The organism is Halorussus salinus, from assembly GCF_004765815.2.
Taxonomy (GTDB): Archaea; Halobacteriota; Halobacteria; order Halobacteriales; family Haladaptataceae; genus Halorussus; species Halorussus salinus.
Window position 1 is genome coordinate 32,896 of record NZ_SBIS02000011.1, and the last position, 26,083, is coordinate 58,978.

Consider the following 26,083-nt stretch of genomic DNA (forward strand, 5'->3'; position numbering starts at 1 on the left):
CGACGGACGAACAGCTTCGTCAGTAGTGCCGGGCCTTTGTGGCTTCGTTGACCTAACTCGGACGGTGTCGGTCGCTTCTTCGACATGATTCTCTCTCCGTCGCTTTCGACTATAAAACTACGGACGCACCGACGGCGACGACGCCGACAACGAAGAGCGTTTGTGTCACAGACAGGAGACGGCTGTTGAATTGAATCTCCGCGGCGTTTTCGTCTATCCAGCCGCCGAAATTGCACAGCAAATCTCGCTCCCAGTCGTCGCCGTCGTACTGGCGGTCCGCGAGTCGTTCGACGTAGGTCTGGTTCGGCCCAAGGTAGAGGTCCGACTCGCTGTACGTGAACGTCCCCGCGGCGAGCGCCCCGACCAACGCGATTCCGCCCACACTGGCAAATACGGGGTCGAGTACCGCGGCCTCGATTCGCCACGCCGAGAGCAACACTCCGAGGAGAATAACGGTTATCCGCACCGTCCGCACCGCCTTCGTGTCCATGTCGGCCAGCGTCTCGCGCTGGGCCTCCAACACGGGGCCTTCCGATACGTCACCTCGCGTCGCTCGTCCGCGTCGTGTAGCGCCATCCGGGCCGGAGTTGTCTCGGCTTCGGATTTAAAATTCGGCCCGAGGAGCGACCGGCGACCGACGTTCGCTCCGAGTCAGAGCCGCAAGACCATCTCTATCTCGAAGCTCTCGGTACCGTTGGTCTCGAAGCCGACCGACTCGTAGAGGTTCACCGCGGCGTGGTTCCACCGCTCGACGGTGAGCCAGACCTTCTCGACGCCCTCCTGCTGTCCGTAGCCCAACAGTGCCCGGATGAGTCGCGACCCGATACCGGCGCGTTGGTAGTCCTGATGGACGAAGATGGCGAGTTCCGAGGCGTCCTCGTCCGGAACCAGCGTGGCGTGACCGACCGCTCGGTCGTCGTGCCACGCGACGACGTTCAGGCCGTCCAGCAGGTTCTCCACCCAGTCCCGGACCCGCGACTCGGTGGCAGGCGGGATGCCTTGGGCGCGGTCGGCGGGGTCGAAGTCGGCGTACATCTCCACGACCGCCTCGAAGTCCTCGTCCTCGTAGGGCCGAATCTCGATGGGGCGGCCCTCCTTGTCGTCGAACGTGACGGGCGGCTCCGGGAACTCCTCGGCCTCGTCGTCCGGGTAGTCGCGGTCGGCCGGACTCATCGTACCAACTTGACGCTGACCGGGGAGTTCAGCAGGACGAACTCCGCGATGTGGCCGAGCTTTATCTTCCCCATCGGACTGCGCTGGCCGCCGCCGAGGACCACTTGGTCGAAGCCCTCCCGCTCGGCGAGGTCCACGAGTTGGCTTCCGGGGTCGCCCGAGAGGTGGCGGACCTCGGCCGCGAAGTCGGCCTCCTCCAAGGTCTCGAACACGCGCGTCTCGATGGTCCCGGTCTCGCGGTCGCTCTCGGGGTTTTCGAGGATAACGACGGTGAGGTCGTCACCGGCGGCCTGCGCGCGGTCTACGGTCTCTTCGAGGGCGCGAAACGAGTCGTCGCTACCGCCGATTCCGAGCAGCACGTTCATATCTCTCCCAATCGGCCCCCGCTTCAAAACAGTTACTGGTGGGCGCAAATCGCGCGGAATCTCACACGGAATCGTCTGCGAGAAGCGTGGTAACGTGCGCCAGACGGTAACGCTTTTCCACCTCCCACCGCTACCCCGACGCATGGCAGACGACCCATCGCGTCCGCCCGAGAACGACAAACAGGACGCCGAGGAGCCCGCCGGTTCGCCGACCGAAGCCCCCGAGAAGACCGACGTAAACGCCGACCCCGAGACCGGCCGAGAGGAAGTCCTCGCCGCGACGGACGGTGAAGTCGCCGACGAGGCCGCGGACGGAGCCGAGGAGGCCACCGACGACCCGGACGCCAGCGAGGAGGCCACCCAATCGGACCTGCCGCCGGACGTGGCCAAGTACGAGCGATTCAAGAAGGTGGACGGTGCCCAGTACGACCGCGTCAACGAGTTCCTGCGCGACAGAACCTACATCACCGCCCGCGAGTGGGCCATCGCCCGCCTCTGTGCGGACTTCCGGACCGAAACCGGGGTCGAGATGACCAAAATCGGCGAGAATCTGCCCGAACTCGTCCCGTTCATGACCGACACCTACAGTCCGCAAGCGGTCAACCAAGCGCGCTCGTCGTTCGAGGACAAGATTCGGCAGTCCGGAGCCACGTTCCTCTACGGCGCGATGTCGGGGTTTTTCACCGCCGAGGAGCTAGACGACATGATGTACGAGGTGACGGAGGTCGCCAAGTTCCTGCTGGAAGTCGAGGGCGTGGACCTCTCGGTCGAGGAGGAACTCGAAGCCGAAGACCGCATCTCGGGCGTGATGCGCGAGGTCCGGTCGGCCAGCGAGCAGTTGCGCCACGACGAGTTGGAGTGTCCGAACTGCGGCCACGAAATGGAGGCGTCGGACGCCGAAGCCGTCGATACCGCGGAGGGCGACGACTGAGACGGAGAACGCTATTTTCGGAGGGTTAGACTGTCGCGGCCGTATCACCCGAGCCGTGTGCGAACGGACTGATGAAGAGGTCGTCGTACGGGAAAACGGGACGCTTCGACTGTCCGTCTCGGTCGAAACGGATGACTCCCAGCGCCTCCAACGTCGTCAACTCCTCGTGGACGTTCTTCACGTCTCGACCGGCGAATCGTGCCGTCTCTCGGATGCTAGCTGGCTGATCCTCCCGAATGACGCGCAGGAGGGTGTACGTTCGTTCGTTGAACACTTCGCCGAGTTGCTTCTCGTTTGCGAACGTAACCGTAGCTGGCTTCCCGACCGCTTTGCCGTCTTCGAGGCGCTGAATCGCCTCTAATCCCGCTTCATACAGTTATTCGTCGCTACCGACCGTAACGAGGAGAACATGCTCACCGCTCACTGTGTCGTCGTATTCGACTAAATTGCGGTTAAAAGTGTTGGTCAGAACGACAACGCTACTTCTCGTGCTGTTCGCTCCCGGCGACGAACGGGCCGATGAACAGCGTCGATTGGGAGACCGTCGCCAGCCGCGAGATGTACGAGATGAGCGTCATGAACGGGACGAGCGCCGTCGTCGCCGCGGCGCTGACGAACCAGAGGCGGTTCTCGACGCCGAGCGTCCGGCCGGGGAAGACGGTCGGGTCGTACATCTGGGCGGCCCAGAACGCCAGCAACAGCGAGGGCAGGCCGACGTACAGCAACGCCCGCGAGAAGTTGATGAACTCCGTACGGATGTAGGTCGTCTTCAGGTAGCCTCGCGCGGTGACGAACAGTTCGAGGGCGTTGACCGTCTCGACCAGCGCCTCCCGCTCGTCGTCGTCCAGTTGCTCGCCGTACTCCTTGCGAATCCGTCGCAGACGCCGTATCTTGCCCGAGGTGTCGAAGTCCATCACCGCCGCGACCGCCTCGAAGTCGCCGAACTTGGCGTCGCGTAGCTCGTCGTTGACGTTCTCGGCGTCCGCGACGAGTCGCCGGGAGAACGCCGTCACGTCGGATTCGAGGTCCGGGCTACCGGTTACGTCGTCGGTCAGCGATTCGGCGCGGTCCCGGAGCGCGGACACCAAATCGTCCAAGTACTGGCCCGGCGAGAGCGGACTCACCGTGTCGTCGAGGAGACCCTCGCTCCGTTTCCGAAGCTCCATCGTGTCCTCCAGTCGCTCGCGCTGGTCGCTGACGGGGCCGAGTTCCGGCGAGAGGACGAGTTGGTTGATGGAGAGGACGATGGTCGTGACCGAGACGATGGTCTTGAGCAGTTCCACCAGTGCGGTCGCTGGCGAGATGCCCTCCGCGAGGAACTGCTGGACCGACACCGGCCCGAACGTGCCGACGAGGACGGTCAGCCCGAAGGTGGCGAGCGCGAGGAGACCCACGACCAGCCACCGGTTCGCGTCCACGAGAAGCCAGCGCTTGAAGTCGAACAGTGCCTCTCCGAGCGGCCCGCGGTCGGGTTGCTCGATGGTGTCGGTTATCTCGGTCGGCGAGTCGATGTCCGCGCCAGTCATCCGACGGGAAAATTCGGCGTCCGGCCGTATCGTTCCGTCGGCCGCGAATCGGGGTCAGGCCCCGCCGTCGCCGCCGGTCTCGCTACTCTCGGGGCTGGTCTCGTCGCTCTCGGGCGCGAAGTTCCCCGGTTCCCGGTGGGTGAACTCGACCTGCTCGTTGGTCAGCGTCCGGACGTAGGTCCGCATCTCGCCCGCCTCCTCGGCGGCCGTCAGCATCGACTGGGCGTTCTTCGCGTCGTAGTACGCCGGGTAGAGGACCGCGACCTCCGACTCGGGGTCTTCCATCGCGACCACGAACAGGACCAGCCCGTCGGCCGTCGCTCGGAACGCCTCGTAGCTGTCGAACGACACGTCGCCCTCCAAGAGGGACTCCAACTCGGCGAACTCGTCGTCGGGCACCAACACGTCGAGACCAAACTGGTCGTCGCCCTCCTCGTCGGGCACCAGCGCGGTCACGTCGCCGGGGTGGAGTTGGAGCGTCTGCCAGCCCTGCGAGGCGTACTCGTCGGCGGTCGCCTCCATGTCACCGACGATGTCGTCCCAGAACTCGGCGGCCCGGAGGTGGGTGCCGGGGAGGTCGCCCACCTCCTCGAAGGCGGCGGCCGGGTCCTCGTCGGCGAGTGCGTCGAGGTCCGCCTCGTCGGCGTCGTCGGGTACTCCGGCATTTTCGAGTCCGGCGTCTTCGACTGCGCCGTCCGGCGACTCGTCGTACTCCTCGTCGTCGTCGCTCATGGTTTCGAACGCGACGCTACGCGGTAAAAGTCTTGGTACTCCGAGGCGTGTCCGGGCGACCTACTCGTCCAGACCGCTCGCGATGTCGGCCAGACTCTCGTCGGGCGACTCGGTGGCCTCGTAGAAGACGCGCTGTCCGGGTTCGCGCAGGCCGTACTTGAACCCCTCTTCGATAACGTCCACGAGGACCGACTGGTCGAACTCGACGTTCGTGCCTTCGAGCCACGACGAGAGGTGATTCTCGCCCTCCTCGGGGTTGCGCGCGAGGGTCGGCGAGTCGTAGAGACCGCGAATCTCGCGGCCCTCGTCGGTCAGCGGCGACTCGATGCGGGCGCGGTACTCGGTGTCGTCGGCGACCACACGGACGAGTTCGCCGTCGGGGAACGCGTCGGCGTCGTCGGCCGGAATCTCGACTTTCGGACGGTCGAGTCCGCCGCTTCGGACGAGCGTCGCGCGAACGGTCGTTAGCGAGGAGTGGTCGCTGGAGATACGGTCGGCCATAGCGGATGCTGACCGGAGCTAACGCGCGAACGCAAAAAGTTGCTCTGGTCGTTACTCGTCGTCTTCGCCGCCCTCGCCGAGGAGGTCCGCGACGGACTCCTCGCCGTACTCGCTGACCTTGACGTTGAGTTGGGCGGTGGCCTCGCTGACCTCGCCGCCGCGGACGGTCACGCGCTTGCGCTCGCCGTCGCGGGACGGCTCGTAGCCGACGCCGCCGTCGAGGAGGACTTCCTTGAGGTTCGGCCCGTCCACGTCGCCGCGCATCGGTCGGCCCGCGTCGTCGGAGCCGCCGGTAATCTCGACCGTGAAACCGTCGAGACCGACCGCGCCGCCGTCCACGTCGTCACCGATGGACTTGCCGAGGAATCGGTTCGCGTCCTGTCCGTCTACGTCGCGCTGGTAGGTCGCCCCGGAGTCGGGGTCCGCGACGACGACCTGAAAGTCTGCCATACGGGTTGAAAAGAGGACGCTCCCTAAAAATACGTCGAAGTACCCCGACCCGGCGATTGCGGGGGATTTCCGGAGACTGGTCCCCGGCACCGCCGGTCACGACTCGCACCCGAAGCCGAACCCCTCGACGCCCGACTCCCCGACTCGGAGCGAGACCTGCGAGACGTGGCCGTCGCACCGAATCACGCCCCACGCGACCAGCGGGGCGGGAGTCTCGCCGTCTGCTCCCTGCTGGCGGACCGTGACGACGGCGTTGCCCGTCGGCGGCACGTCGTGGTCCGTCACCGAGAAGTTCGCCACGCCCTCGAAGTAAGCTCCGCCGACGACCTCGCCGCCGGGTTCGACCGCGGTCGCGCCCGACTCGGGACCGTAGGTGACGGCGCTCGGCGGTTCGGGCGGCGCGACGGTCCGGGTCGTCCCGTTCGCGTAGGTCACGGTCACGTTCTCGAAGGGGTCGGCCACGAGGTCGGCGGACACGACGTAGGTCGCGGACGAATCGCCCGTCATCTCGACGGTGAACGTCTCGGTTCCGGCGAGGGTCGTCGTCGGGTCGCTCGGCGCACCGCCACAACCGGCGAGGAGGACCAGCATCGCCAGCGCGGCCAGCGCGACGACCGACGAGCGGGAGAAGCGCGTCACGGGTGTCGCTTGAACGCCAGCGACCTTGAAGACTGGCGAGGCGTCCCGTCGTGAAGACTGGCGAGGCGTCCCGTCGTGAAGACTGGCGAGGCGTCCCGTCGTGAAGACTGGCGAGGCGTCCCGTCGAAGGGTCCGCGAAAGCGGTCTCCCGGAGTCCCGCGGCGCGTGAACTTTTGGGACTCCGCGGCGTACGAGACCCATGCGAACTCGAACCAAGACACTGCTTGCGGGTGCGGGCGGTCTCCTCGCGACGTGGGTCGGGTGGGGAGCCTACGTGGACCGGACGACCGAGACCGTGCCCTACGAGACCGTCGCGGAGTTCGACGGCGTGGAACTCCGGCGCTACCCGCGGGTCGTCCTCGCGGAGACGACCGCCGAGAGCGAACGCGAGGCGTTCAATCGGCTCTTCCGGTACATCTCCGGCGAGAACGAGACCGGCGACGAGGTGGCGATGACCGCGCCCGTGGCGACCCGCGGGACGAAGATTCCGATGACGACGCCGGTCCGGACCGACCGCGCGAGGAGCGAGGAGTCCGCCGACTCGACGGGGCGCGGCGGCGGTGCCGACCGCGCCGACCGCACCGAGGGCGACGAGATTTCGATGACCTCGCCGGTCCGGACGACCGGCGACGGGGGCGAGGTCACGATGGCGTTCTACCTCCCGGCCGACTACGACCCCGGCGACGCGCCGATTCCGACGAACTCGGCGGTCCGACTCGCGGTCGAACCGCCGCGGACCCTCGCAGTCACGCGATTCTCGTGGTACGCCACGGAGGGCCGCGTCGAGAAGTACCGCGAGAAACTGCTCGACGCGCTCGACGCCCGCGGCGTCGAACCTCGGACGCGACCGACCGTACTGCAGTACGACGACCCGTGGACGCCGCCGTTCATGCGCCGGAACGAGGTCGCGGTCGAGGTGGACCACGAGGCGGTCCGCCGCGTCGAGTGACCGCGGCGGACCGCGGACGAGCGGCGGACCGACCGCGGACCGATAGGAGACCGACCGCGGACCGGCCGTCGCTCAGAAGCTGTCGAGGGTGGCGTTGACGCGGTGGGTCTCGGCCTCGCCGTCGCCCTCGTCGGGCGCGACCGTCCGGACCCACGCCGTGTAGCTGTCGGGCAACTCGTCCAACTCGACGCGAATCTTCAGGACGGTCGCCTCGCGGGCTTTGGCCGCCATCGCCTCGCGCTGGCTCCGCTCGAACGAGCCGTCGCCGGACTTGACCTCGCAGAAGTACTCGGTGAGGACCGGCCGGTCGGGACCGAGCCGAACCACCGCCCGGCAGTCGGGTTCCCACCGCCTGCCGGACCCGACCGTCACGGGGTCGGGGTCGGTGTCGAGTTCGACGCGGAGGTCTCGGCTCTCGGCGTCGCGGTCCGCCGCCGTCTCGCCGAGGTTTGCGTCCGTCTCGCCGAGGTCGGCATCGACGCGGGCGAAGTGCGTGAGTAGTGGCGGGTTCACCTCGGGCGTCAGCACGACGGCCTCGCCGAGCGCGCCGTACTGGTTGGCCTCGGTGTCGAAAGTCAGCCCCTCGGTCGGCGACCCGTCGGGGTCCTGATGGCGGCGTTGGGGCCACCCGACGAGGTAGCCGTCAACGTCGTCGGGGTCCTGTGGCGCGGCGCGCTGGACCTTGACGACCGACTCGCCCTCGGCGGAGAGTTCTCTAGCCCGCCGGTGGGCCTCGGTCTCGGAGGCGAAGGTCACGCGGTCCTCCTCGATGGTCGCCAGCCTGCGGGCGGGTTCGTTTACCTCCCGCGCGCTCTCCTTGACGGCGACGGTGAACGGCTCGGCATCGAAGGTCATCGTCGGGAGTGTGGTCGGGCGCGGTATTTGAATCTGAACATCTGTCTCCTCCCCGAAGTCCGCGGTCGTTCGGCCCCGCAACCTCGCAACTCCGGGCGGTGCTGGCGAACCGACGCGAAAATATTGGATTCAAAACAACTTTGCCGAGGAGACGTAACCTCGAAATATGAGCGACGACGGAGGGAACACCGCTCGGACGATTCGGCGGGTCGGCGCGTTGCTAGTGGTCACGGAAGTTCTCGGGACGATACTCTCCACGACTGGCGGCGAACCGTACGAACTGGCGGGAATTTTTCTACTCCTCGGTGCCGGTAGTCTACTCTACCTCTTTTTCAGTTTCACCGAAAAACGGTCCGCGTAATTCGACCGCTTTCGGCGAGCGTTTCGGGGAGATTCGGCCCTAAAACGGGTAATCGCGCTTCTCGGTCTGCGTCGAAATCCACTTCGTCTGGGTGAGTTCGTGGAGAATCTCCTCGCCGTCGTAGCGGCCGATGCCCGACGCTTTCATGCCGCCGAACGGGACGTTGGGTTCTTCGTTGACTGGCTGGTCGTTGATGTGGACCATTCCTGCGTCGATTCGCTCGGCGATGGACTTGGCGTGGTCGAGGTCGCCGCCGTGAATCGCGGCCGCCAGCCCGTGTTCGGTGTCGTTGGCGAGTTCGATGGCTTCCTCCTCGCTACTGAAGGGAATCACGGGCGCGACCGGGCCGAAGTGTTCGTTGCAGGCCGCGGCCATGTCGTTCGTGGCGTCCGAGAGGACCGTCGGCTCCACGAAGAGGTCGTCGTGGTCGCCGCCGGTTTCGAGGGTCGCGCCCTGTTCGACGGTCTCCTCGACGTATTCGAGAATCTGGTCGCGCTGGTCCTCGTCGATGATGGGACCGACGACGTTCTCGCGCTCGCGCGGGTCGCCGATGGGTAGCTCCGCGGCGCGCTCGGCCAACTGTTCGACGTACTCGTCGTACAGCGATTCGTGAACCAGATGGCGGTTGATGGAGATGCAAATCTGACCCTGATGGAGGAACGAGCCGAACACGGCCGAATCGACCGCGGCGTCCACGTCGGCCTCCTCGGTGACGACGAAGGGGTTGTTGCCGCCCAGTTCCATCGCGGGGAGCGCGAGGTTCTCGGCGGCTTGGGCGGCGACGTGCTTGCCGACCTCGGTCGAACCGGTGAACGCCATCACGTCGAGTTCCGGGTGGCCAGCCACGCGGTCGCCGATGTCCGAGCCGTGGCCCGTCACGACGTTCAGCACGCCGTCGGGGAGTCCGGCCTCCTCGAAGATGCGCGCGATGAGCAGGCCGCCCGTGATGGGCGTCGAGGAGGCGGGCTTCAACACGACGGCGTTCCCGGTCGCCAGCGCGGGCGCGACCGCCCGGACCGAGAGGTTGAACGGGAAGTTCCACGGCGAGATGACGCCGACGACGCCCTCGGGGACGCGCTGGACCTCGTTTTCCTTGCCGGGAATCATCGAGTCGGACGTTTCGACCTCGTCCATCTTTCCGGCGAGGCTCTTGGCGTGGTGGCACATCCCTTGGGCGGTCTGCCACTCGGCGAACGCCTTCGCGTTGGCGCTCCCCGATTCGACCGCCAGCGCCTCCAAGATGTCGTCGCGTCGGTCGTCCAGAATCTCGATGGCCTCCTCGATTACCGAGACGCGCTCGTCTACCGACCGCTCGCTCCACGAGTCTTGGGCCTCGGCGGCCGCCTCGTAGGCGCGGTCCACGTCGGCCTCCGTGGCGGCCGGAACCTCGGCGACCTCCTCGCGCGTGGCCGGATTCTCGACCGCGATGGTCTCGCCGTCGCTCGCCTCGACCCACTCGCCGTCGAGGTACAGTCCGTTCCAGTCACCGTCGATAGTGAAGGTTTGGTCCGTCACGGGTTCCGTTTGGAGTTCGAGCCAGAAAATACAGTCGGAAGCGGGCGAGTCGTCCGCGACCGTTCGCGGGCCCGCGGTCGATTCGAGGAGACGAGAGACTGCGAGAGACGCGTGAACGTATAGTGTAAATGTGAACTCACGGTGGAAATTTGAGCTTGTGGTGGAATCGTGAAACCGCCGTGAAGTCCCGAGCCACCGCCCCTACGTCAGATTCGTCACAGATGTTTTCGAGACGAGCGAGTTGGAACTCCCCTACATCGTCATGTCGTACGTCAGAGACGGCGACGGCGAGGTGCTGGCCGACCTCGGCCACGACGCTTCGGCGGAGTTCCCGCCCGGTGCCTACCTCGTGGACCTGAGCGCACCCATCAAACTCTACCTCCGCGCGGAGGCCGGACTCCGCATCGAGTCGAGTACCGATTCGATGCGCATCGCGTTCGACCGCGAGACGACGGTCGAAATCGGCGCGCGGTCGTTCCACAAGTCACCCGCCGCGACGGTGACGACGACCGACGACCCACACGACGTGATGGCCGCCGTCTCGACCCTCGGGTCGGTCCTGAAGACGACCACCTGTGAGCGGTCGTGGCCCACCCTCCGGGGCCACCCGCCCCACATCGAACGCGGCGACGAACTCGACGTGCCCGACGACCTCACGGTGCCGGACACGGGGGCGACCGTCGAGGTACCCCCGACCTACGACGCCATCTACGCGGCCGCGCCGCTCGCCTACTACTTCGGGGCCGACCTCGTGGCTGGCGAGACGCCGCGTTTGACCGTCGGCGGGTTCGAGCGCCGCTTCGACGCCGACGACGAGTTCGAGGAGGACGTGGTGCGGACGCTGAAGCAGGCGTTCTTCCTCGATTGCGTCACCCGGACCGAAGGCTACTACCCCATCGAACTCGCCGACCGAAACCGCCTCGAACCGCTGGTGGACGTGGACTTCGCGGCGCTGTACGACGCCCCCTTAGACGAGCAACTCTCGACGTACTTTTCGATTCCCTACGAGACGGTGGCCGAGGCGATGCCGTCGTGGCACCGCGTCGCCTACGTCCGCCCCGACCCCGAGAACGTCGAGTCGCTCCCGTACCTCGTCAACGACTTTTCGATTCTCCGGACGCCTCCTCGGCCGAGCTACGACGAGACCGAGGAGATGCGCGAGACCCGCGACGCCATCGACCAGTTCAAGCGAACGCCCTCGCCCGACGACTCGGACCAGCGCCCCGAGAGCGAGCGCGACACCGCCGCACGGCGCGGCGTCCCGCCGGTCGAGGAGTACGTCCAGATGCCGGACCACGACGACGCCCTCGAACTCGCGTGGGTCGGCGAGGGGACGCCGGTCAGTGGGACGAAAATCATCCCGGATGCGTACCGACACGAATCGACGGGCACGTCCGACGACGAGATCGAGATTACGGTCGTCTGCAACGACGAGGAGATGCGCGACGAGTGGGACGCGGTCGCGGAGATCTACGGCCCCCGAGAGACCATCTCGTTCGACCCGACCGTCCACTTCGACGTGACGACCGACGAACTTCGGGGACTCCTCCGGACGCCGACCGACCTGTTCCACTACATCGGCCACATCGACGGTCGCGGGTTCGAGTGTTCGGACGGCGTGTTGGACGCCAGAAACCTCGACGAGGTCGGGATGCGCGCGTTCCTCCTCAACGCCTGTCGGTCGCACAATCAGGGCGTCGCGCTGGTCGAGGCTGGCTGTCACGGCGGTATCGTAAGTCTCGGCAACGTCGGGAACGCCGCCGCCCTCGACCTCGGCGAGACGCTGACGAAACTGTTTCAGGCAGGGTTCAGCATCGGCGGCGCGCTCGCCATCACAGAGGAGGCGACCTTCATCGGGACCCGATACATTGCGGTCGGCGACCCCGGATTCACACTCGCACAGACCGACGATATCATTCCACTGGTGTACGAGATAGAAGACAGCGATGAGTCTCCGTTATCGTTGACTGGATTCGGATATCCGACGCGAGATCACGCTATCGGGAGTATCTCCACGACGTATCTCCACGATGGTCCACGTTTTCTATCGACCGGCCCGTACGATTTTGAAACAACCAAGGGACGTATCGAAGAGACACACAACAACAAACCGTACTCGCCTTTAATTGTTGACGGAGAATTGGAATTAGTTCACCAGTGGTTGGCCAAGCAGTAACTTTACGGGCCGCTACTTCCGCCACCCATACCTGCGAGAACGTTGCCGGACTCCACGAGGAGAAGCACGAGCAACCACGCAAGGTGTACCGCCGTTTTGCTACTGGTAACGCTTTCGACCGTATTTCTGACAACGGACATGTAATAAAAAATCAGTAGATAGGGTTTAGTTTATCTTTCGATATTACCCCAGAATGTTGATTCGGTTATAGTATTCGAGAGAACACGATACTATATCAATGGTTATTTCTACGGTTATGAGATTGTATAAATTTTAATATATTTCTAGTATCGAACGGAGTTGGCCCGGAGTCGGCTCTCGCCCAAAGATACAGGACCCCCGAGTGAGAGGAGAAACCCGAAGCCATGAAGAAAGTTCTCGCTAGCATCGGTGTCGGCAACGCGAACGTCGATACCGTTCTGTCCTCCACGACCGTCACACCCGGCGAAACCATCGACGCGGAAGTACATGTCGACGGCGGGTCCGCCGAGCAGGAAGTCGGCGCGATAGAGTTCGAACTCGAAACCCAGTACGCCACCGAAGAAGGGTACGAGGAGGCCGACATCGACCGGTTCACTCTGACCGAAGACCTGACCATCGAACCCGACCAGTCTGAAACCCGGTCGGTCGAAATCGACGTTCCCTACGGGACGCCCGTGACGCTCGGGAACGTGGACGTGTGGGTCGAGACCGAACTCGACATCGACTGGGCCGTAGACCCCGAAGACAGGGACTACGTGGACGTGAAACCGACCCCGCGCTTGCAGGCGGTCTTCGACGCGATGGACGAGTTGGGCTTCTCGTTCCGGACCGCCGAGTGCGAGGCCGACCCCTACGACCGTTACGGGTCGGGCCAGCGGTTCGTCCAAGAGTTCGAGTTCACGCCCCAAGCCGGGCCGTTCCGCGGCGACTTGGACGAAGTGGAACTCGTCGCGCGCGAGACCCCCGACGAACTCACGCTGTTCGTGGAAATCGACCGCCGGGGCGGCCTCCTCAGCGAGATGGCCGAGACCGACGAGTCGAAGACGAGCCTCACGGTCCGGGACGCCGACGTGACGACGATTCGTGACGACTTGGAGCGCGTGCTGGAACGGCACGCCTGAACCACCTCACAGCGACCCTACGGCCGTTCTGCGGCCGTTCTGCGGCCGTCACTCGGATACGCTCGCCCGACTACCGCTACGCGAAGTTCTTTGTCGTCGCTCGCGCGTAGCCAGTGGTATGTCCGGTTCGAGCGGTCCGTCCGGTGCTGATTCCCCGTCCCGCGCGGCGTTCCGCTCCGGGGTCAGGGACGTTCTCCCCGCGCTCCCGGCGAACGTCCCGTTCGGCGTCATCGCGGGCGTCGCCACCGTCGGCGCGGGGTTCGACCCGGCGCAGGCCACCGCGTTCGCCGGACTGCTGTTCGCCGGGGCCGCGCAGGTCGCCGCCGTGGAACTCCTCGGCCAGAACGCGCCGCTGGCGGTGGTCGTGCTGACCGCGCTGGTCGTGAACCTCCGATACCTGATGTACAGCGCGTCGCTGGGCGCGCACTTCCGGGACCTCTCGACCTGGTGGAAACTGCTCGTCGCGTTCTTCCTGCTGGACGTAACCTACGCGCTCTCGGTGGGCCGGTTCGAGGAGCGCCCGGACGCCGACCCGACCGGCGCGGGGCGGTTCTACTACCTCGGCACGGCGCTCCCGCTGTGGGCGACGTGGGTCGGCGCGAGCGTAGTGGGCATCGTCTTCGGCGCGCGAGTGCCCGCGAGTTGGCAACTCGACTTCGCCATTCCACTGTTGTTCATGGGGCTCCTCTTCCCGGCGCTCGACGGTCGGCCGTCCTACGTCGCGGGAGTCGCCGCGGGCGGACTGGCTATCGCTGGCTTCGGACTCCCGTTCAACCTCGGCATCCTCGTCGCCGCAGTCGGGGGTATCGTCGCGGGCGTGCTGGCGGAGGGCGTGGGCGCGCGGACGACCGAGGCCAGCGCGCGGACGGGAGGAGACGACCGGTGAGCGCCCCGTTCTCGGACGCGTCCATCTGGCTGGTCGTCCTCGCGGCGAGTCTCGGCACCTTCGCCATCCGACTCTCGTTTCTCGCGCTGTTCGGCCGCCTCGGCGAGGTCCCGCCGTGGCTGGAGCGCGCGCTGAAGTTCGTCCCCGCCGCGGTCCTGACCGCGCTGGTCGCGCCGCGACTGGTCTACCTCGACGGGGCGCTCGCGCTCGGCGTCGGCAACGACCGCCTCCTCGCTGGCGCGCTCGCGGCGGTGGTCGCGTGGCGGACCGAGAGCATGCTCTGGACCATCGTCGTCGGCATGGTCGCGCTCTGGACGCTGGCGTGGCTCCCGGTCTGAGTCGCGCTTCGGTCTGCTCGTGGCGGTTCGTGGCTCCTCGGAAGCCGCGATTCGAGAGCGTTCTCGTCGGTTACGGAGCGAGCGCATCTTCACCGACCACGGAACGAGCGCATCTTCACCGACCACGGGATGCGCCGCGTCTGCGCTCGCGCTTCTGCGGTTCCGCGCGAGCGTAGACGCGGGCGGGGAGGCTCGGGGCGCGGGGCGGTTGCGGTGCTGTGCGAGGACTCCGTGAAGTCGGGGATACTCCGATGAGAAACGTAGAGAAGCCGTTAAAAGATACGTAGATTGCTAAAGCAAACGTCTCTCATTCTCACCAAACGCTTACCTCCGCCGACCGACAACTCGCCTGCATGAAGCAGTACCCCGCCGTCCCGCGCGCCGAGGAGGCCGCCGACCTCTTCGACTCGGGCCACCTCTGGCTCCAAGAGCGAATAGACGGCGCGCTCGTCCGGTTCCGACTGCGAGACTCGGGACTCCTCCAGTTCGGCGACCGGACGCGGCCCTTCGACGCCGAGGAGGTGCCGCTCCCGTACCGCCACGCGGTCCGGCACGTCCGGGAGTCGTTCGACCGCGAGGAGTTCCGGAACACGGTCGCGGACGTGGAGTCGGTCGTCTTCGTCGGCGTGGCGACGGTCCGCCGGGGAGTCGAGTACGACTGGGCGCGGACGCCCGGTCTCCTCGGACTCGACGTGTGGGACGCCGACCGCGGGCGGTTCCTGCCGCCCGATTCGGTCGAGCAGATTTTCGAGCAGTTGGGCCTCCGCCCGGTCAACGCGTTCAGCAAGGAGGTCCGCGCGGTCGATTTCGACCCCGAGAGCTACGAGGTTCCTGACTCGGCGTGGCGCGACGGTCCCGCGGCGGGCGTCGTCGTCCGGAACAAGACCGGCGGGCGGGCGACGATTCCCCACCCCGCGTCCGACGAGTGGCGCGAGGAGTCCGACCCCGCGACCGCGCCCGCCGCCGACCTCGCCGACGAGTTCGTCACCCGCGAGCGCGTCGAGCGGGTCGCCCAAACCCTCGAAGCGAGCGGGCGGACGGCCGATTTCGACGCCGTCTTCGACCGCCTGCTGGAGGCCATCGCCCGCGAGGAGTACCACCGACTGTTCCACGACCGGGCGTCGGTGGACCTGCGGGCGTTCCGCTCGGCCGCGGCCGAGCGGACCCAAGAGTTGTTGCACGGCGGGAACGGCGGGGCGGCGTGACTGGAGACGGCGCGCTGACGTAACAGAGAACCGTAGGACCGGGAACAGCGGGGCGGCGTGACCGCGAACAGCAGGACTGCATAACCGCGACCGACGCGAAGAATTATCACCCATCAGTTCGGTGTCAGCTGTATGGCAACCACCGACGAGTTCGAGGAGTGCGGCGTCGGCATCCGCGGCGTGGCGATAGCTATCGACTCGTTCGTCTGGTTCGGACTCCTGTTCGCGGCCATCTACCCGGTCGCCGCCGTCACCGGCGACATCCAGACGACTGCGACGGGGACGAACGCGGAACTCGAAGGCACGCCGGGGACCGTGGCGTTTCTCCTCTGGCTCGGGCTGTCGCTGGGCTATCACACGGTCGCTGAGTGGCGCTACGGCCAGACACTCGGCAAAGGACTCGTCAAAATCGAGGTGCGGGCGAGCGACGGCGCGGCCCCGACGTTGCGGTCGTCGGCCGTCCGGAACCTCGCTCGGCTCGTGGACTTCCTGCCGCTGTGGTACGGTCTCGGCATCCTGCTGGTCCTGACCTCCGAGCGACACAGGCGACTCGGCGACAGGGTAGGTGACACCGTGGTCGTCCGGTCGTGACTGCCGCGACGAGTTCTACACGTCGTAGTCGCCGACGCCTCGATTCGCTTCTTTTATAAAATTAGACTACACACTGATGCACAGATGCCGAACAGTCTCTCGTTCGGACTGAATCTCGTCTCTCTGGTCGTCTTCGTCCTCCCCGGACTCACTGGCGTGAAAATCGGACTGCTGATAGCAGACCGCGCCGATTGGCTGAATCGTGTCGATACGATAGCCCTGAGTTTCGGAGTCAGTCTCGTCTCGATGGGTGGCGTCTATCTCTGGTACAGTGTTCTCAACGGCCATCTGCTACTTCTGACGGAACTGTCACCAGCGTGGACCCACCTCCCGACCGCGATTACAGTCTATCTACAGTTGGTGGGGACTTCGCTCGGCGTCGGCGTCGTACTCGGTGTCTTTGATTTCGGCGGAGAATACGTCGCAAGGCGCGAAGGCCTCTGGTACCGGTTCTTTTCGGAAGTCGAGGCGCAAACCGATTCGGAGGAGTATCAGGTCCGTGCCCGAATGCAGTCCGGCGACGAATTGTGGGGTCGGGTCGAAGACAACGGTGAGATCAGCGTCAACCGAGACGTGTTACTGGAGAACCCCCGACGGATAGTCAGAAGCGAAGACGGGTCGATTGGAGACACGTATCGGTACACCGGTACCGCCTACCTCCACAATCAAGCTATCAGCCACATCGAATTTGATAGGCTGAAGACCGCCGACGCAGTTGGTGGAGACGACCCCGACTTCGAAGCGTCGCGTAGCGACCGAGATTCGGAACCGAACGGGGCCAACGATTCGGGAGAGGCGACGACGGTCGAAGCCGATGCGGAGATAACGGAACTGGAAGGCCTCGCAAAAGAGGCAGCGGAAGATTCGAGTGACGCAGGCGACCGCGGAGACGAGACAGAGAACTAACAGCTATCTTACTACACTGCTTTTCCGGTAGAAATATCGAGAACACTGTTTTCGGCCATTTCGGGATACTCCCCGTAGACGTATTCGAGCAGTTCCCAGAGGTCCATTCCGTTGTACCGACGTTTGACTGCCTCTAAGCTGTCTAATGCCTCGGGAAATTCACTTTCCGGACAGTCGCGCGCTCGTTCGAGCGTTCGCTCACCTTTTTCCGTGAGTACGTACGTCTGTTTGTCGTCGTTGTCACCGTCGGTCGGTTCGTCTATTCGACGTACGAAACCCTGCGCTTCCAGTTTGTCGATATCGTCGTAGAGCGGCTTCGAGTACGGCCCGTACTGACCCGGCTCGTACGAATAAAACGTCTCCTGCAGCGTCTCCCGCTGTGCGAGGAAGACCAGTTTCATGAACCTCGTAATCCCCTCGATCGGCTCTTCGTCGTTGGTCTGTAGGAGAGCCAACGGGAGGAGCTTGGTGTTCATCGTGCGTACGTTGAACTGCATCGTATACGACTCTTGTGGTGTTTTGAACGGCGACGAATTTAAATTCCGAGCGCCCGCCGAATCCGCGCCACGACGCCGCCACCGCCCGAGACCGGCAACTCCCGGCGGAGCGCGTCGAGTTCCTCGTCGTCGAAGCGCTCGTCGGTGCGTGCCTCGTCAAGCCACTGCTCCCACTCGTCCTCGGTGAGAAGCCCCTCCGACCCCTCGCCCCACTGTTCGACCAGCGCCTCGCGCTCCCGGAACGGAACGTCCATCTCGCCGCCGCCCCAGTAGAGCGGCGAGAGGTGGAACTCCGCCGCGTCACCGCCGGACTCCTCGTCGGGTCCGGTCGGGTCGTCGTCCGGAAACGCGACCCGATAGGGGTAGTCGTTGTAGAGGAACACGTCGTCGGGCGTGACGGTATCGCCGTTCGGGAGCGTGAGCGTTCGGTCCATTCGCTGGCGGGAGTTGGGTCGCCCCAGTCTTGAGGATTGCGCGGTCGGCGGGCTACTCGATGCCGTCCCCGCCGCTCGCCCTGACTTCGAGGTACGGCGGTTCGTCGAGGTGGCTGACGTGGCGGCTGACCCCGGTCTGGCCGCCCGCGCTCTTGTTGAGGCGGACGTACTCCATCCCGTTGTCGTGGACCCACTGGCGGAGGACCTGCTGGGCGTCGTGGACGTAGAACTCCGCGAGTTGCTCGCCCATCGAGACCGGGTTCTGGACGAAGACCACGTTGTCCGCGTCGGTGAGGATGTTCGCCCGCGCCCAGTTGTACTGGAACCGCACGTCGGACGGCCCGAGGTCCTGAAGCATCGTCTCGGTGTAGACGAACGCCGTCAGCGGTTGGGTCCGCCGGTCGGTCAGCGTCCGGTAGATGCGAAGCAGTTTCTGGGTCAGGTAGAACTTGCTCTGGCTCAACAGGTCCCACAGCCCCGAGAGGTGGACCGGGAAGACGTTGCGGTGGTCCACGTCCCACGCGTTCGACCAGTCCACGACGAACAGTCGGTCCTCGTCCAGCAACGTCTCCAGCGGCGCGACGTGCGAACAGACCGTCTCGCGGAGCCACCCCGGCGTCATGTTGGGTTCCGGGAATAGCGCGACCGACCGGTCGGCTTCCAGCGCGCCGAGGAGGCCGCCCGCGATGGTCGCGCTCACGTCCGCCCGGCCGTCGTTCTCGATGACCGTCGAGTTGCCCTCCGGGTAGCCGCCGCCGGTCAGTCGGTCCAACCCCGCGATGCCGGTGGTGACGGCGTCGGCGTCGGGGTTGGCCTGCCGGTCGTCGCGGGCGAAGACTTCGATTCCGCCGTCGGTTATCTCGAACTCGTGGGGAGCGGTGTCGTGGTCTACGCCGCGGAGCTTCGTCACCTCCAGAAACCGGTGGTACTCCCCGGCGACGCGCTCGCGGGTGAGTCGCACCGCGCCGTGGGTCGTGAACTGGAGGAGTTCCGCGGCGGGCACGTCCTCGTGGGCGTCGCTCTCCTCGGCGACGAAGATGCTCGCGGCACCGAACTCCTCGGAGAAGGTCCGGACGAGTTCGAGCAGTCCCCGGCGAAATCGGGGCGTATCGTCGGCCAGCGGAGCCAATCCGGAAACGCTGTCGAAGACCACTCGGTCGCACTGGTCGTACTCCGCGAGGTGGTCGCGGATGTACTCCATCTCGAAGGGCACGTCCGCACCGAACGCCCCCACGCTCGTCTCGTCGTCGCCGACCGTCCCGAGCGTCAGTTGCTCCTCGTCGTCGAAGACGTGGCCCGGCGTCGCGTGGACCGACGTGACGTGCAGTCCGTCCGCGTCGAGGTCGAACGCGAAGTTCCGGAACGAGTCGTGTAACTCGTCGAGCGTCTGTTCCGTACTCACGTACAGCACCTCCTCGTCGGCCGCCAGTCCGGCCTGCAGGAACTGCATGCCGAGCGTACTCTTCCCCGCGCCGGGACCGCCGCTGACGAGTATCGGTCGGTTGCGGGGGACGCCACCGCGGAGCATCCGGTCGAGGACGGTGTCGCCGGTGCTGGCCGGAGACCGGCCGCTCTGCGCCGTAGCGTCTGGAAAGCTCTCTGCCATTCGCTTCGGCGTTCTCCCTTACAAGTCAAACTTCTTTTGACTCGGAATTAAAGAACTGCGGCGTTCGCCCCGCTCCGGGTAACGTGTTCGACAAGCGACTCCGGACACCGGGCACCGAACACCGGAGAGCGCCCACGAAAGATTTAGATCGCCGGTCTCGGTACGGAGGAGTATGACGACCGCGGCCCCGCAGGAGCGACTGCGCGACCGGATGCTCGACCTCGACCCCCGAGAGTTCGAGGTCCTCTGCAAAGTCGTCCTCGCCGACGAACTCCGGACCGCCAGTCTGGCTGTCACTCCGGCCTCGCAGGACGGCGGCATCGACATCGAGGGGCGACTCGACTACGACTGGTTCGCCGCCGACTTCGGCGTGCAGGTCAAGCGGTACAGTCCGGGTAACGTCGTCGGCAACGACCGCGTCCACCGACTCGCGGGCGCGCTGGTCGAGAACGGCTACGCGCTGGGCACCTTCGTCACGACGAGTTCCTACTCCGGTCCGGCGAGGAGGACCGCCGAGGAGTTGCCGATTCAGTTGGTCTCGGGCACGGACCTCGCGGCGTCGATGCTCCGAACCGGCCTCGGCGTGACCGAGACCGACGGCGAGTACGACCTCGACGCGACCTTCTGGCAGGACTTACGCGAGAGCGACGAGCGAGTCCCCGCGAGCGAGGTCCCGCTCGGCAACGACTTCGGGAAGATTCGCGCGGTCCTCCGCGCGATTCGAGCGACCGACGGCACCCGCGACGAGATTCGGCAGTGGGTGGCCCGGAACACCGGCTACGACCTCTCGGAGCGCCACGTCTACAGCCACGCGAACTCGGCGACGGTCCTCGGTCTGGCCCGGAAAGAGCCGTCGGCGTCGGGCGACGGAGCGACGCGCTGGGGCCTCACGGCGACCGGCGCGGAGTACGTCCGGGCGCGACCGGACTCGACCCCGGCGCGGCGACTCCTCGAGCGAGCGATTCGGAGCGTCGAACTCGTCGAGCGCGTCCTCGCGGCGGCCGCGGAGGCGGGCGAACTCACGACGGCGGAGATAGACGACCTGCTCGCCGACGAGACGACCGGTCTCTCCGAGTCGAGCGTCCAGCGCCGGGGGAGCGCCCTCCGGACGTGGCTCGAACTCCTCCCCGAAATCACCGTCGAGGGGCCGCGAACTGCAAAGAGATACGTCTACGACGGCGAGCGCGGCAGCTAATTGTTACCGGTGTCGTGCCGAGACCTCCCCCGGAGCCGTACCGAGAACTACCCGCTGTCCTGTTCACAGCCCGCGAGGAGCCAGTTCCGGGCGTCGGTGAGCGCCCGCTCGCGCTCGCCGACGGTCCAGTCGCCGTCGTCGGCGACCGGCCGGGCGACCTGCACCGTCGGCGACGAGACCCACGAGAGGGGCGGCCGCAGGTCGCTGTGGAACCCGTAAGCCGACAACAGCGACGAGGGGAGCGGGTCGCCGGGCGCGAGCAGGAGGTCGGCGTCGGCGTGCCGCCGGACGACCGCCGCGAGGAGCGCCGACAGCGCGCGTTCCCGGTCGGCTCCTCCGACGAGGGGCACCACGTCGGCGAGTCGCGCGACCGCGGTCCCGTCCGGCCGAGTCCGGCGTCCGACAACGAGCGCGGCGGTCGGCGAGTCGTCGTTCGCGCCACTCTCGCGCCGGTCGCCGCCAGACCCGTCACGCCCGCCGCCGTCGCGCGCGACGACCGTCTCGTAGTTCCACCGCGGATTTTCGAAGCGCCAGTCGTAGAACCGCTCGTCGCGGGCGACGTGGATTCGGCCGGGCGCGCCCGCGTCGGCCAGCGACCCGAGGAGGCCCGCCGGAACGCCGTCGTGCCAGCGGCGCGCGACGCCGGTCTCCTCGGGCGCGAGGCGGTCCCGGACCGAGAGGTACGCCCGCGCCCCGAGTCGTCCGGCGAGTCGGCCCGCGGACGCCCCCGCAGACGCGACTACCTCGGCGAGTCGGCCCGACGACTCGACCATCCCGGCGAGTCGGCCCGGCGACTCGACCGCACCGACGACGCCCTCGTCGGAGTCTGTCGGGAGCGCGTCTTCGACCCACGTCGAGGGGTCCTGCACGCGGTAGTGGGTCGCGCGCTCGGCGACGACCTCCCACCCGAGGTCGAGGTTGCCCGGCAGCGAGAGGTGGTTCGGGAAGTTGAAGAAGTAGTCCGCCTCGTCGGCGTAGCGGTCGATGGCGGCCTCGGTCATCCGGGTGAACAGGCCCCGACGCCGGTGGTCGCGCCGGACCATCGTGTCGCAGGGCTGGAGCGCCGAGAACGCGCGCCCGTCGGCCCGGAGTTCGAGCGCGAAGAACGCCCGCGCGCCGACGACCTCGCCGTCCGTCTCCGCGAGGAGGACCGGCACGTGGTCGGCGTAGGGGTTCGCGCGGTACTTCCAGTCGAACCACGCCGCGCTGGCTCGCCCGCCGAGGACCGCCTCGAAGAGCGACCGGAAGGCCTCCTCGTCGTCCGACTCGAAGGGGCGGACGGTGTACTCGTCGTCGGACCGGTCGGTCGCCGGGGTCTCGCTCACGGCGCTCCTCCCGAGGACCGGGCGCTCGGTTCGCTCCCCGTTTCCGACTGCGCCGTCGAACCGCGGTCGCGCACAGCGAGCATCGTCCGCTCCTCGGCGCTCGTCGCACTATACTACGCGCCGCCTAACCGACCGCCGCCGTCGGATAGGCTGTTCTTTCCGCGCGTCGCTCGCGCCGGGACTGCCGCGACAAACCGCGCTGAATCGCGGAACGGCGACTCCCGCGAGCGCCGCTGAGAAGACCGACGGCCGCCAGAACGGACTCCCTGTCCTCAGAGGAGGTCGCGGTTCCGGAAGTAGACCAGTCCGGCCAGCGGCGTGAGGACCGTCCAACCCAACAGGACGACCGCCGCGAACCAGTGGGAGGTCGCCACCGTCGAAATCGAGTCGGCGGGCGTCGTGATGACGGGGTGGTACCCCACGTCGGCGAACAGCGTCGTCAGCTTCACGTAGGCGTTGATGGGGTTGAGCCGACCGACCCAGAAGTACCACTCGGGCTTGGGATAGGGGTCCTCGACGCCCGACATGAGCAGGAACTGGAGCGCGGGCCACCCCGCCCGGAGGACGGTGAACGCCGCGATGACCACCGCGACCGAGCGGTTCGAGGTGTCGGCGTACGCCGAGGCGGTGAGTCCGATGCCGACGAACAACAGCGCGTAGGGAATAGAGAGCATCGTCAGCCCGACCATCCCGAGGAGCGAGCCGTTCTCGAACGTGAGCGCGACGATGACGCCCGTGAGGACGAGACAGACCACCAGCGGGACGACGACGACCGCCGACCGCGAGAGGTACTTGCCGACGTACGCCTCGTCGCGGGAGTTGGGCAGGCCCAGCAGGAACCGGACGCTCCCGGTCTCGCGCTCGCCGACCAGCGCGGCGTAGCTCCCGACCAGACAGACCAGCGGGAGGAGGACCGACAGCGCCGACCCGACCGCCACGATTGCGAGTTCCATGTCCGGCCGCCCGCCCACCGACTGCGGTTCCGAGAGCGCGAGCGTCGCCACGACCGCCAGCACGGTGAACCCGACGACCACGCCCGCGATCTGCTTGGGGTTCCCGAGGAAGACCAGCGCGAGGAGCGACGCGATGGCGGCGAGACCGCCGACGCCGCCCAACAGCGCCACGTCGCTGGCCAGCGCGAACAGGCCGACCGCGACCACGGTCGCCAGCGCGACGATGGCCGAGACCGCGGTGCCGGTCCGGGACCGGTAGACGCTGGTCAAATCGCGCCGGAACACGTCGGCGCGGCTCACGCCGGACCCTCCGTGTACTTCGAGAACACGTCCGACAGCGACGCGTCGCTGACCTCGAAGTCCTCGAAGACGCCCGCGTCGGCGACCGCGTTCAGCGCCCGGAGCTTCGTCTCGCCGCCGCCGTCGCAGGCGATTTCGACGCGACCGTGGCGCTCCCGGACCTCGCGGACGCCCTCGATTTCGCGGAGGTCGGCCAGCAGCGACTCGGACACCGACGAGACCCACACCGAGAGGGTCGTGCCCGCACCGAGTTCCCGCTGGAGTTCGCCGACCTCGCCGACCGCCGCGAGCGACCCGTCGAGCAGGATGCCGATGCGGTCGGCCACCGCGTCCACCTGTTCGAGGATGTGCGACGAGAAGAACACCGTCGCGCCCCGGTCGGCCTCCTCGACCACGACCTCACGGAGGGTGCGCGCGCCGTTGGGGTCGAGACCGGTCGATGGTTCGTCCAGCACGAGGAGGTCCGGATTACCGACCAAGGCGACGGCGAGCGCCATCCGCTGGCGCATCCCCTTCGAGTAGCCGCCAGCGCGCCTGTCGGCCGCTTCCCGGAGGCCTACCCTGTCGAGCAGTTCGTCGGGGTCGTCGTCGGCGTCCTTCGTCTCGATGGCGTGTTCGACGTGTTCGCGCCCGGTGAGCCGCGGGTACGCGCCGTAGCCCTCCAGCAGGAGGCCCGACCGCTCGCGGACCGCGACCGACTCGCGGTTGGCGTCGTTCCCGAACACCCGAATCTCGCCGCTGGTCGGCTTCGTGAAGTCCAACATCGCGTTGATGGTCGTGGACTTCCCGGCACCGTTCGGGCCGAGGAAGCCGAACACCTCGCCCTCCTCGACCGACAGCGACAGGCCGTCTACCGCGGCAACGTCGCCGAACTGCTTCGTCAACTCGTCTATCTCGATGACTGACATTGGGGACCTTGTTGCCGTTGGCTCAGGGACGCGGAATAAGTCTTCTTGCTATCAGATATGCGAATCGACACGACGTAACCGACAACCGACGTAGGCCAGTGGATCAGCCGCCGTCCTCGGCGGACTGAAAGGGCGAGCGAGGCTCGCGTTTACTCGGTCGTCTCAGCGCGGCCCTATTCGGCGCGCGCAGACCTGCGCGCGCCGAATATCCCGGTGAGCGACCGCGAGCCGCGCGAGGGCTTTCGAGGCTACCCTCCCTCTGAACCCATGTTCAACCCCGACTTCCCCACTCTAGAACCGACGGACGAAAAGGCCCGCGCCGAGTACTCCCCGCTAATGAACATCGAGTTTCTCGGCGGAGCCCGCGAGATAGGGCGAAGCGCCCTCCTCGTGGACGACTCGCTCCTGCTGGACTACGGGATGGCGACGGGCAACCCGCCGTCGTTCCCGGTCGGCGACCCCGACCCCGACGCCGTGGTGGTGAGCCACGGCCACTTGGACCACGTCGGCGCGATTCCCTCCCTGCTGTCGGGCGACGCTCGCCCGCCGATTCACTGGACGCCGCCGACCCGCGACCTGACGCGCGTGCTGGCCGAGGACACGCTCAAGTTGCACGGCGGGAGCTACGACTGTCCGTTCACCCACACCGAGGTCAAGCGCATGAGCCAAGTTTCCGAGACCCACGGCTACGGCGAGACCTTCGCAGTCTGCGGGGGACCCGCGTCCGGCGGGTACGAAGTCACCTTCTACGACGCGGGCCACATTCCGGGGAGCGCGCACGTACTGGTGGACGACGGCGAGACCCGACTCCTCTATACCGGCGATTTTCATACGGAGGACACGCAACTCCTCTCGGGGACCACGGCCCGGCCTGACGCCGACATCGTGATTACGGAATCGACCTACTCCGACGTGGACCACGACCCCCGCCAGCAGGTCGAGGAGTCGTTCGTCGAGAGCGTCCGGACCACCATCTGGGAAGGTGGGACCGTCGTCGTCCCGGCGTTCGCCATCGGTCGAACGCAGGAGATGCTGATGGTCTGTGCGGCCCACGACCTCGACTGCTACGTCGATGGGATGGGCCAGCAGGTCACGCGCATCGCGCGCCAGTACCCCGAGTTCGTCCGGGACGCCGACGCCCTCGGTCGCGCGAAGTCCAACGCCCGGTTCGTCACCGGCCGCGACGGCCAGCGCAAGCGCATCGCCGAGAAGAACACCGTCGTCGTGACGACCTCGGGGATGCTCTCGGGCGGCCCCGCGATGACCTACATTCCGGAAATCCGCGCGAACCCGACGAACAAAATCGCCTTCACGGGCTACCAAGTCGAGGGGACGCCGGGCCGGGAACTGCTGGACTCGGGGCGCGCCGAAATCGACGGACGAGTAATGCCCGTGAGCGCGCAGGTCGAGTCCTACGACTTCTCGGCGCACGCAGACCGTGACGGACTCTTGGGGTTCCTCGACTCGTATCGGAACGCGCAGATTCTCGTGAATCATGGCGACCGATGCGGGGACTTCGCCGACGAGTTGCGCGAGGAGGGCTTCGATGCGAGTGCCCCCGAACTCGGGGAGAGCATTCCTGCCTGACATGCTCTCTCGGAAACGACGAGGAGTCCCCGAGAGAGTAAGCGAACAAACTTCACTCGACGGCGGTACCACTCAC

The 26,083-nt window shown here is 66.5% G+C and carries 29 protein-coding genes; 12 read left to right on the forward strand and 17 right to left on the reverse strand.

Features of this window, described 5'->3' with window-relative positions; translation table 11 throughout:
* Positions 1 to 109: 109 nt before the first annotated feature.
* The 3 genes from EPL00_RS19535 to EPL00_RS19545 form a co-directional block, all read right to left on the reverse strand.
* Positions 110 to 523: a hypothetical protein gene (locus EPL00_RS19535; protein WP_135854954.1), complete on the reverse strand. Its 414-nt coding sequence runs from the start codon at positions 521 to 523 to the stop codon at positions 110 to 112.
* 128 nt (positions 524 to 651) lie between these two features.
* Positions 652 to 1,173, reverse strand: coding sequence for a GNAT family N-acetyltransferase (locus EPL00_RS19540; protein ID WP_135854953.1), 522 nt, complete (start codon positions 1,171 to 1,173; stop codon positions 652 to 654).
* Positions 1,170 to 1,538, reverse strand: a complete 369-nt coding sequence (locus tag EPL00_RS19545) for a universal stress protein (protein WP_135854952.1) — start codon at positions 1,536 to 1,538, stop codon at positions 1,170 to 1,172. Before EPL00_RS19545 ends, EPL00_RS19540 begins: the two co-directional genes overlap by 4 nt.
* Before the next feature lie 142 nt (positions 1,539 to 1,680).
* Here EPL00_RS19545 and EPL00_RS19550 point away from each other — a divergent pair, with 142 nt between their 5' ends.
* Positions 1,681 to 2,469: a DUF5806 family protein gene (locus EPL00_RS19550; RefSeq protein ID WP_162224280.1), complete on the forward strand. Its 789-nt coding sequence runs from the start codon at positions 1,681 to 1,683 to the stop codon at positions 2,467 to 2,469.
* A 25-nt stretch (positions 2,470 to 2,494) separates the two neighbouring features.
* Here EPL00_RS19550 and EPL00_RS23690 read toward each other — a convergent pair whose 3' ends face one another.
* The 6 genes from EPL00_RS23690 to EPL00_RS19580 all read right to left on the reverse strand — a co-directional run bounded on the left by EPL00_RS23690 (position 2,495) and on the right by EPL00_RS19580 (position 6,317).
* Positions 2,495 to 2,845 carry an HVO_A0114 family putative DNA-binding protein gene (locus EPL00_RS23690; protein WP_449405136.1) on the reverse strand — a complete coding sequence of 117 codons (351 nt, stop codon included), beginning with the start codon at positions 2,843 to 2,845 and terminating at the stop codon, positions 2,495 to 2,497.
* A gap of 103 nt (positions 2,846 to 2,948) precedes the next feature.
* Positions 2,949 to 3,995: a hypothetical protein gene (locus tag EPL00_RS19560; protein ID WP_135854950.1), complete on the reverse strand. Its 1,047-nt coding sequence runs from the start codon at positions 3,993 to 3,995 to the stop codon at positions 2,949 to 2,951.
* A gap of 54 nt (positions 3,996 to 4,049) precedes the next feature.
* Positions 4,050 to 4,727 (reverse strand): DUF7529 family protein, encoded by a 678-nt coding sequence (locus EPL00_RS19565; RefSeq protein WP_135854949.1) that lies wholly within the window; start codon positions 4,725 to 4,727, stop codon positions 4,050 to 4,052.
* Positions 4,728 to 4,787: 60 nt separating this feature from the next.
* Entirely contained in the window at positions 4,788 to 5,228 is a 441-nt protein-coding gene (locus tag EPL00_RS19570; RefSeq protein WP_135854948.1) for a DUF7112 family protein, read from the reverse strand.
* A gap of 51 nt (positions 5,229 to 5,279) precedes the next feature.
* Positions 5,280 to 5,678, reverse strand: coding sequence for a 30S ribosomal protein S6e (locus tag EPL00_RS19575; protein ID WP_135854947.1), 399 nt, complete (start codon positions 5,676 to 5,678; stop codon positions 5,280 to 5,282).
* 96 nt (positions 5,679 to 5,774) lie between these two features.
* Complete coding sequence (locus EPL00_RS19580; protein ID WP_135854946.1) at positions 5,775 to 6,317, reverse strand: hypothetical protein; 543 nt, start codon at positions 6,315 to 6,317, stop codon at positions 5,775 to 5,777.
* A 199-nt stretch (positions 6,318 to 6,516) separates the two neighbouring features.
* Here EPL00_RS19580 and EPL00_RS19585 point away from each other — a divergent pair, with 199 nt between their 5' ends.
* The gene (locus tag EPL00_RS19585; protein WP_135854945.1) at positions 6,517 to 7,266 is read left to right on the forward strand and encodes an SOUL family heme-binding protein; all 750 of its coding nucleotides are present in this window, start codon (positions 6,517 to 6,519) and stop codon (positions 7,264 to 7,266) included.
* Between the two features lie 72 nt (positions 7,267 to 7,338).
* Here EPL00_RS19585 and EPL00_RS19590 read toward each other — a convergent pair whose 3' ends face one another.
* On the reverse strand, positions 7,339 to 8,121 hold the full coding sequence (locus tag EPL00_RS19590) for a hypothetical protein (RefSeq protein ID WP_135854944.1): 783 nt from the start codon (positions 8,119 to 8,121) through the stop codon (positions 7,339 to 7,341).
* A gap of 166 nt (positions 8,122 to 8,287) precedes the next feature.
* Here EPL00_RS19590 and EPL00_RS19595 point away from each other — a divergent pair, with 166 nt between their 5' ends.
* Positions 8,288 to 8,482: a hypothetical protein gene (locus EPL00_RS19595; RefSeq protein WP_135854943.1), complete on the forward strand. Its 195-nt coding sequence runs from the start codon at positions 8,288 to 8,290 to the stop codon at positions 8,480 to 8,482.
* 39 nt (positions 8,483 to 8,521) lie between these two features.
* Here the strand turns inward: EPL00_RS19595 and EPL00_RS19600 are convergent, their stop codons facing one another.
* The gene (locus EPL00_RS19600) at positions 8,522 to 9,997 is read right to left on the reverse strand and encodes an aldehyde dehydrogenase family protein (RefSeq protein ID WP_135854942.1); all 1,476 of its coding nucleotides are present in this window, start codon (positions 9,995 to 9,997) and stop codon (positions 8,522 to 8,524) included.
* A 241-nt stretch (positions 9,998 to 10,238) separates the two neighbouring features.
* On the opposite strand from EPL00_RS19600, the gene EPL00_RS19605 reads away from it, so the two are divergent.
* From EPL00_RS19605 to EPL00_RS19635, 7 genes are all read left to right on the forward strand, one after another.
* The gene (locus EPL00_RS19605) at positions 10,239 to 12,173 is read left to right on the forward strand and encodes a CHAT domain-containing protein (protein WP_135854941.1); all 1,935 of its coding nucleotides are present in this window, start codon (positions 10,239 to 10,241) and stop codon (positions 12,171 to 12,173) included.
* Positions 12,174 to 12,538: 365 nt separating this feature from the next.
* Complete coding sequence (locus EPL00_RS19610) at positions 12,539 to 13,276, forward strand: sporulation protein (protein ID WP_135854940.1); 738 nt, start codon at positions 12,539 to 12,541, stop codon at positions 13,274 to 13,276.
* A gap of 118 nt (positions 13,277 to 13,394) precedes the next feature.
* A complete protein-coding gene (locus EPL00_RS19615; protein WP_135854939.1) occupies positions 13,395 to 14,162 on the forward strand; it encodes an AzlC family ABC transporter permease in 768 nt (255 codons plus the stop codon).
* Positions 14,159 to 14,500 carry an AzlD domain-containing protein gene (locus EPL00_RS19620; protein ID WP_135854938.1) on the forward strand — a complete coding sequence of 114 codons (342 nt, stop codon included), beginning with the start codon at positions 14,159 to 14,161 and terminating at the stop codon, positions 14,498 to 14,500. The genes EPL00_RS19615 and EPL00_RS19620 overlap by 4 nt, the downstream gene beginning before the upstream one ends.
* Before the next feature lie 353 nt (positions 14,501 to 14,853).
* Positions 14,854 to 15,705 (forward strand): RNA ligase family protein, encoded by an 852-nt coding sequence (locus tag EPL00_RS19625; RefSeq protein ID WP_135854937.1) that lies wholly within the window; start codon positions 14,854 to 14,856, stop codon positions 15,703 to 15,705.
* A gap of 132 nt (positions 15,706 to 15,837) precedes the next feature.
* The gene (locus EPL00_RS19630; RefSeq protein WP_135854936.1) at positions 15,838 to 16,296 is read left to right on the forward strand and encodes an RDD family protein; all 459 of its coding nucleotides are present in this window, start codon (positions 15,838 to 15,840) and stop codon (positions 16,294 to 16,296) included.
* Between the two features lie 84 nt (positions 16,297 to 16,380).
* Positions 16,381 to 17,202, forward strand: coding sequence for a DUF6338 family protein (locus EPL00_RS19635; RefSeq protein WP_135854935.1), 822 nt, complete (start codon positions 16,381 to 16,383; stop codon positions 17,200 to 17,202).
* Positions 17,203 to 17,213: 11 nt separating this feature from the next.
* Here the strand turns inward: EPL00_RS19635 and EPL00_RS19640 are convergent, their stop codons facing one another.
* The 3 genes from EPL00_RS19640 to EPL00_RS19650 are packed head-to-tail and all read right to left on the reverse strand — an operon-like array spanning position 17,214 to position 19,739.
* A complete protein-coding gene (locus tag EPL00_RS19640) occupies positions 17,214 to 17,678 on the reverse strand; it encodes a helix-turn-helix domain-containing protein (protein ID WP_135854934.1) in 465 nt (154 codons plus the stop codon).
* 59 nt (positions 17,679 to 17,737) lie between these two features.
* Positions 17,738 to 18,133 (reverse strand): hypothetical protein, encoded by a 396-nt coding sequence (locus EPL00_RS19645; RefSeq protein WP_135854933.1) that lies wholly within the window; start codon positions 18,131 to 18,133, stop codon positions 17,738 to 17,740.
* 52 nt (positions 18,134 to 18,185) lie between these two features.
* Positions 18,186 to 19,739 carry an ATPase domain-containing protein gene (locus tag EPL00_RS19650; RefSeq protein ID WP_135854932.1) on the reverse strand — a complete coding sequence of 518 codons (1,554 nt, stop codon included), beginning with the start codon at positions 19,737 to 19,739 and terminating at the stop codon, positions 18,186 to 18,188.
* A gap of 172 nt (positions 19,740 to 19,911) precedes the next feature.
* Between EPL00_RS19650 and EPL00_RS19655 the strand changes: the two genes are divergently transcribed.
* Positions 19,912 to 20,934, forward strand: a complete 1,023-nt coding sequence (locus EPL00_RS19655) for a restriction endonuclease (RefSeq protein ID WP_135854931.1) — start codon at positions 19,912 to 19,914, stop codon at positions 20,932 to 20,934.
* A gap of 47 nt (positions 20,935 to 20,981) precedes the next feature.
* Here EPL00_RS19655 and EPL00_RS23695 read toward each other — a convergent pair whose 3' ends face one another.
* The 3 genes from EPL00_RS23695 to EPL00_RS19670 form a co-directional block, all read right to left on the reverse strand.
* Complete coding sequence (locus EPL00_RS23695) at positions 20,982 to 22,259, reverse strand: GNAT family N-acetyltransferase (RefSeq protein ID WP_202932719.1); 1,278 nt, start codon at positions 22,257 to 22,259, stop codon at positions 20,982 to 20,984.
* Positions 22,260 to 22,531: 272 nt separating this feature from the next.
* Positions 22,532 to 23,512 (reverse strand): ABC transporter permease subunit, encoded by a 981-nt coding sequence (locus EPL00_RS19665; RefSeq protein ID WP_135854930.1) that lies wholly within the window; start codon positions 23,510 to 23,512, stop codon positions 22,532 to 22,534.
* On the reverse strand, positions 23,509 to 24,420 hold the full coding sequence (locus EPL00_RS19670) for an ABC transporter ATP-binding protein (RefSeq protein WP_135854929.1): 912 nt from the start codon (positions 24,418 to 24,420) through the stop codon (positions 23,509 to 23,511). Before EPL00_RS19670 ends, EPL00_RS19665 begins: the two co-directional genes overlap by 4 nt.
* A gap of 336 nt (positions 24,421 to 24,756) precedes the next feature.
* Here EPL00_RS19670 and EPL00_RS19675 point away from each other — a divergent pair, with 336 nt between their 5' ends.
* Complete coding sequence (locus EPL00_RS19675; RefSeq protein WP_135854928.1) at positions 24,757 to 26,007, forward strand: MBL fold metallo-hydrolase; 1,251 nt, start codon at positions 24,757 to 24,759, stop codon at positions 26,005 to 26,007.
* Positions 26,008 to 26,083 lie beyond the last annotated feature (76 nt).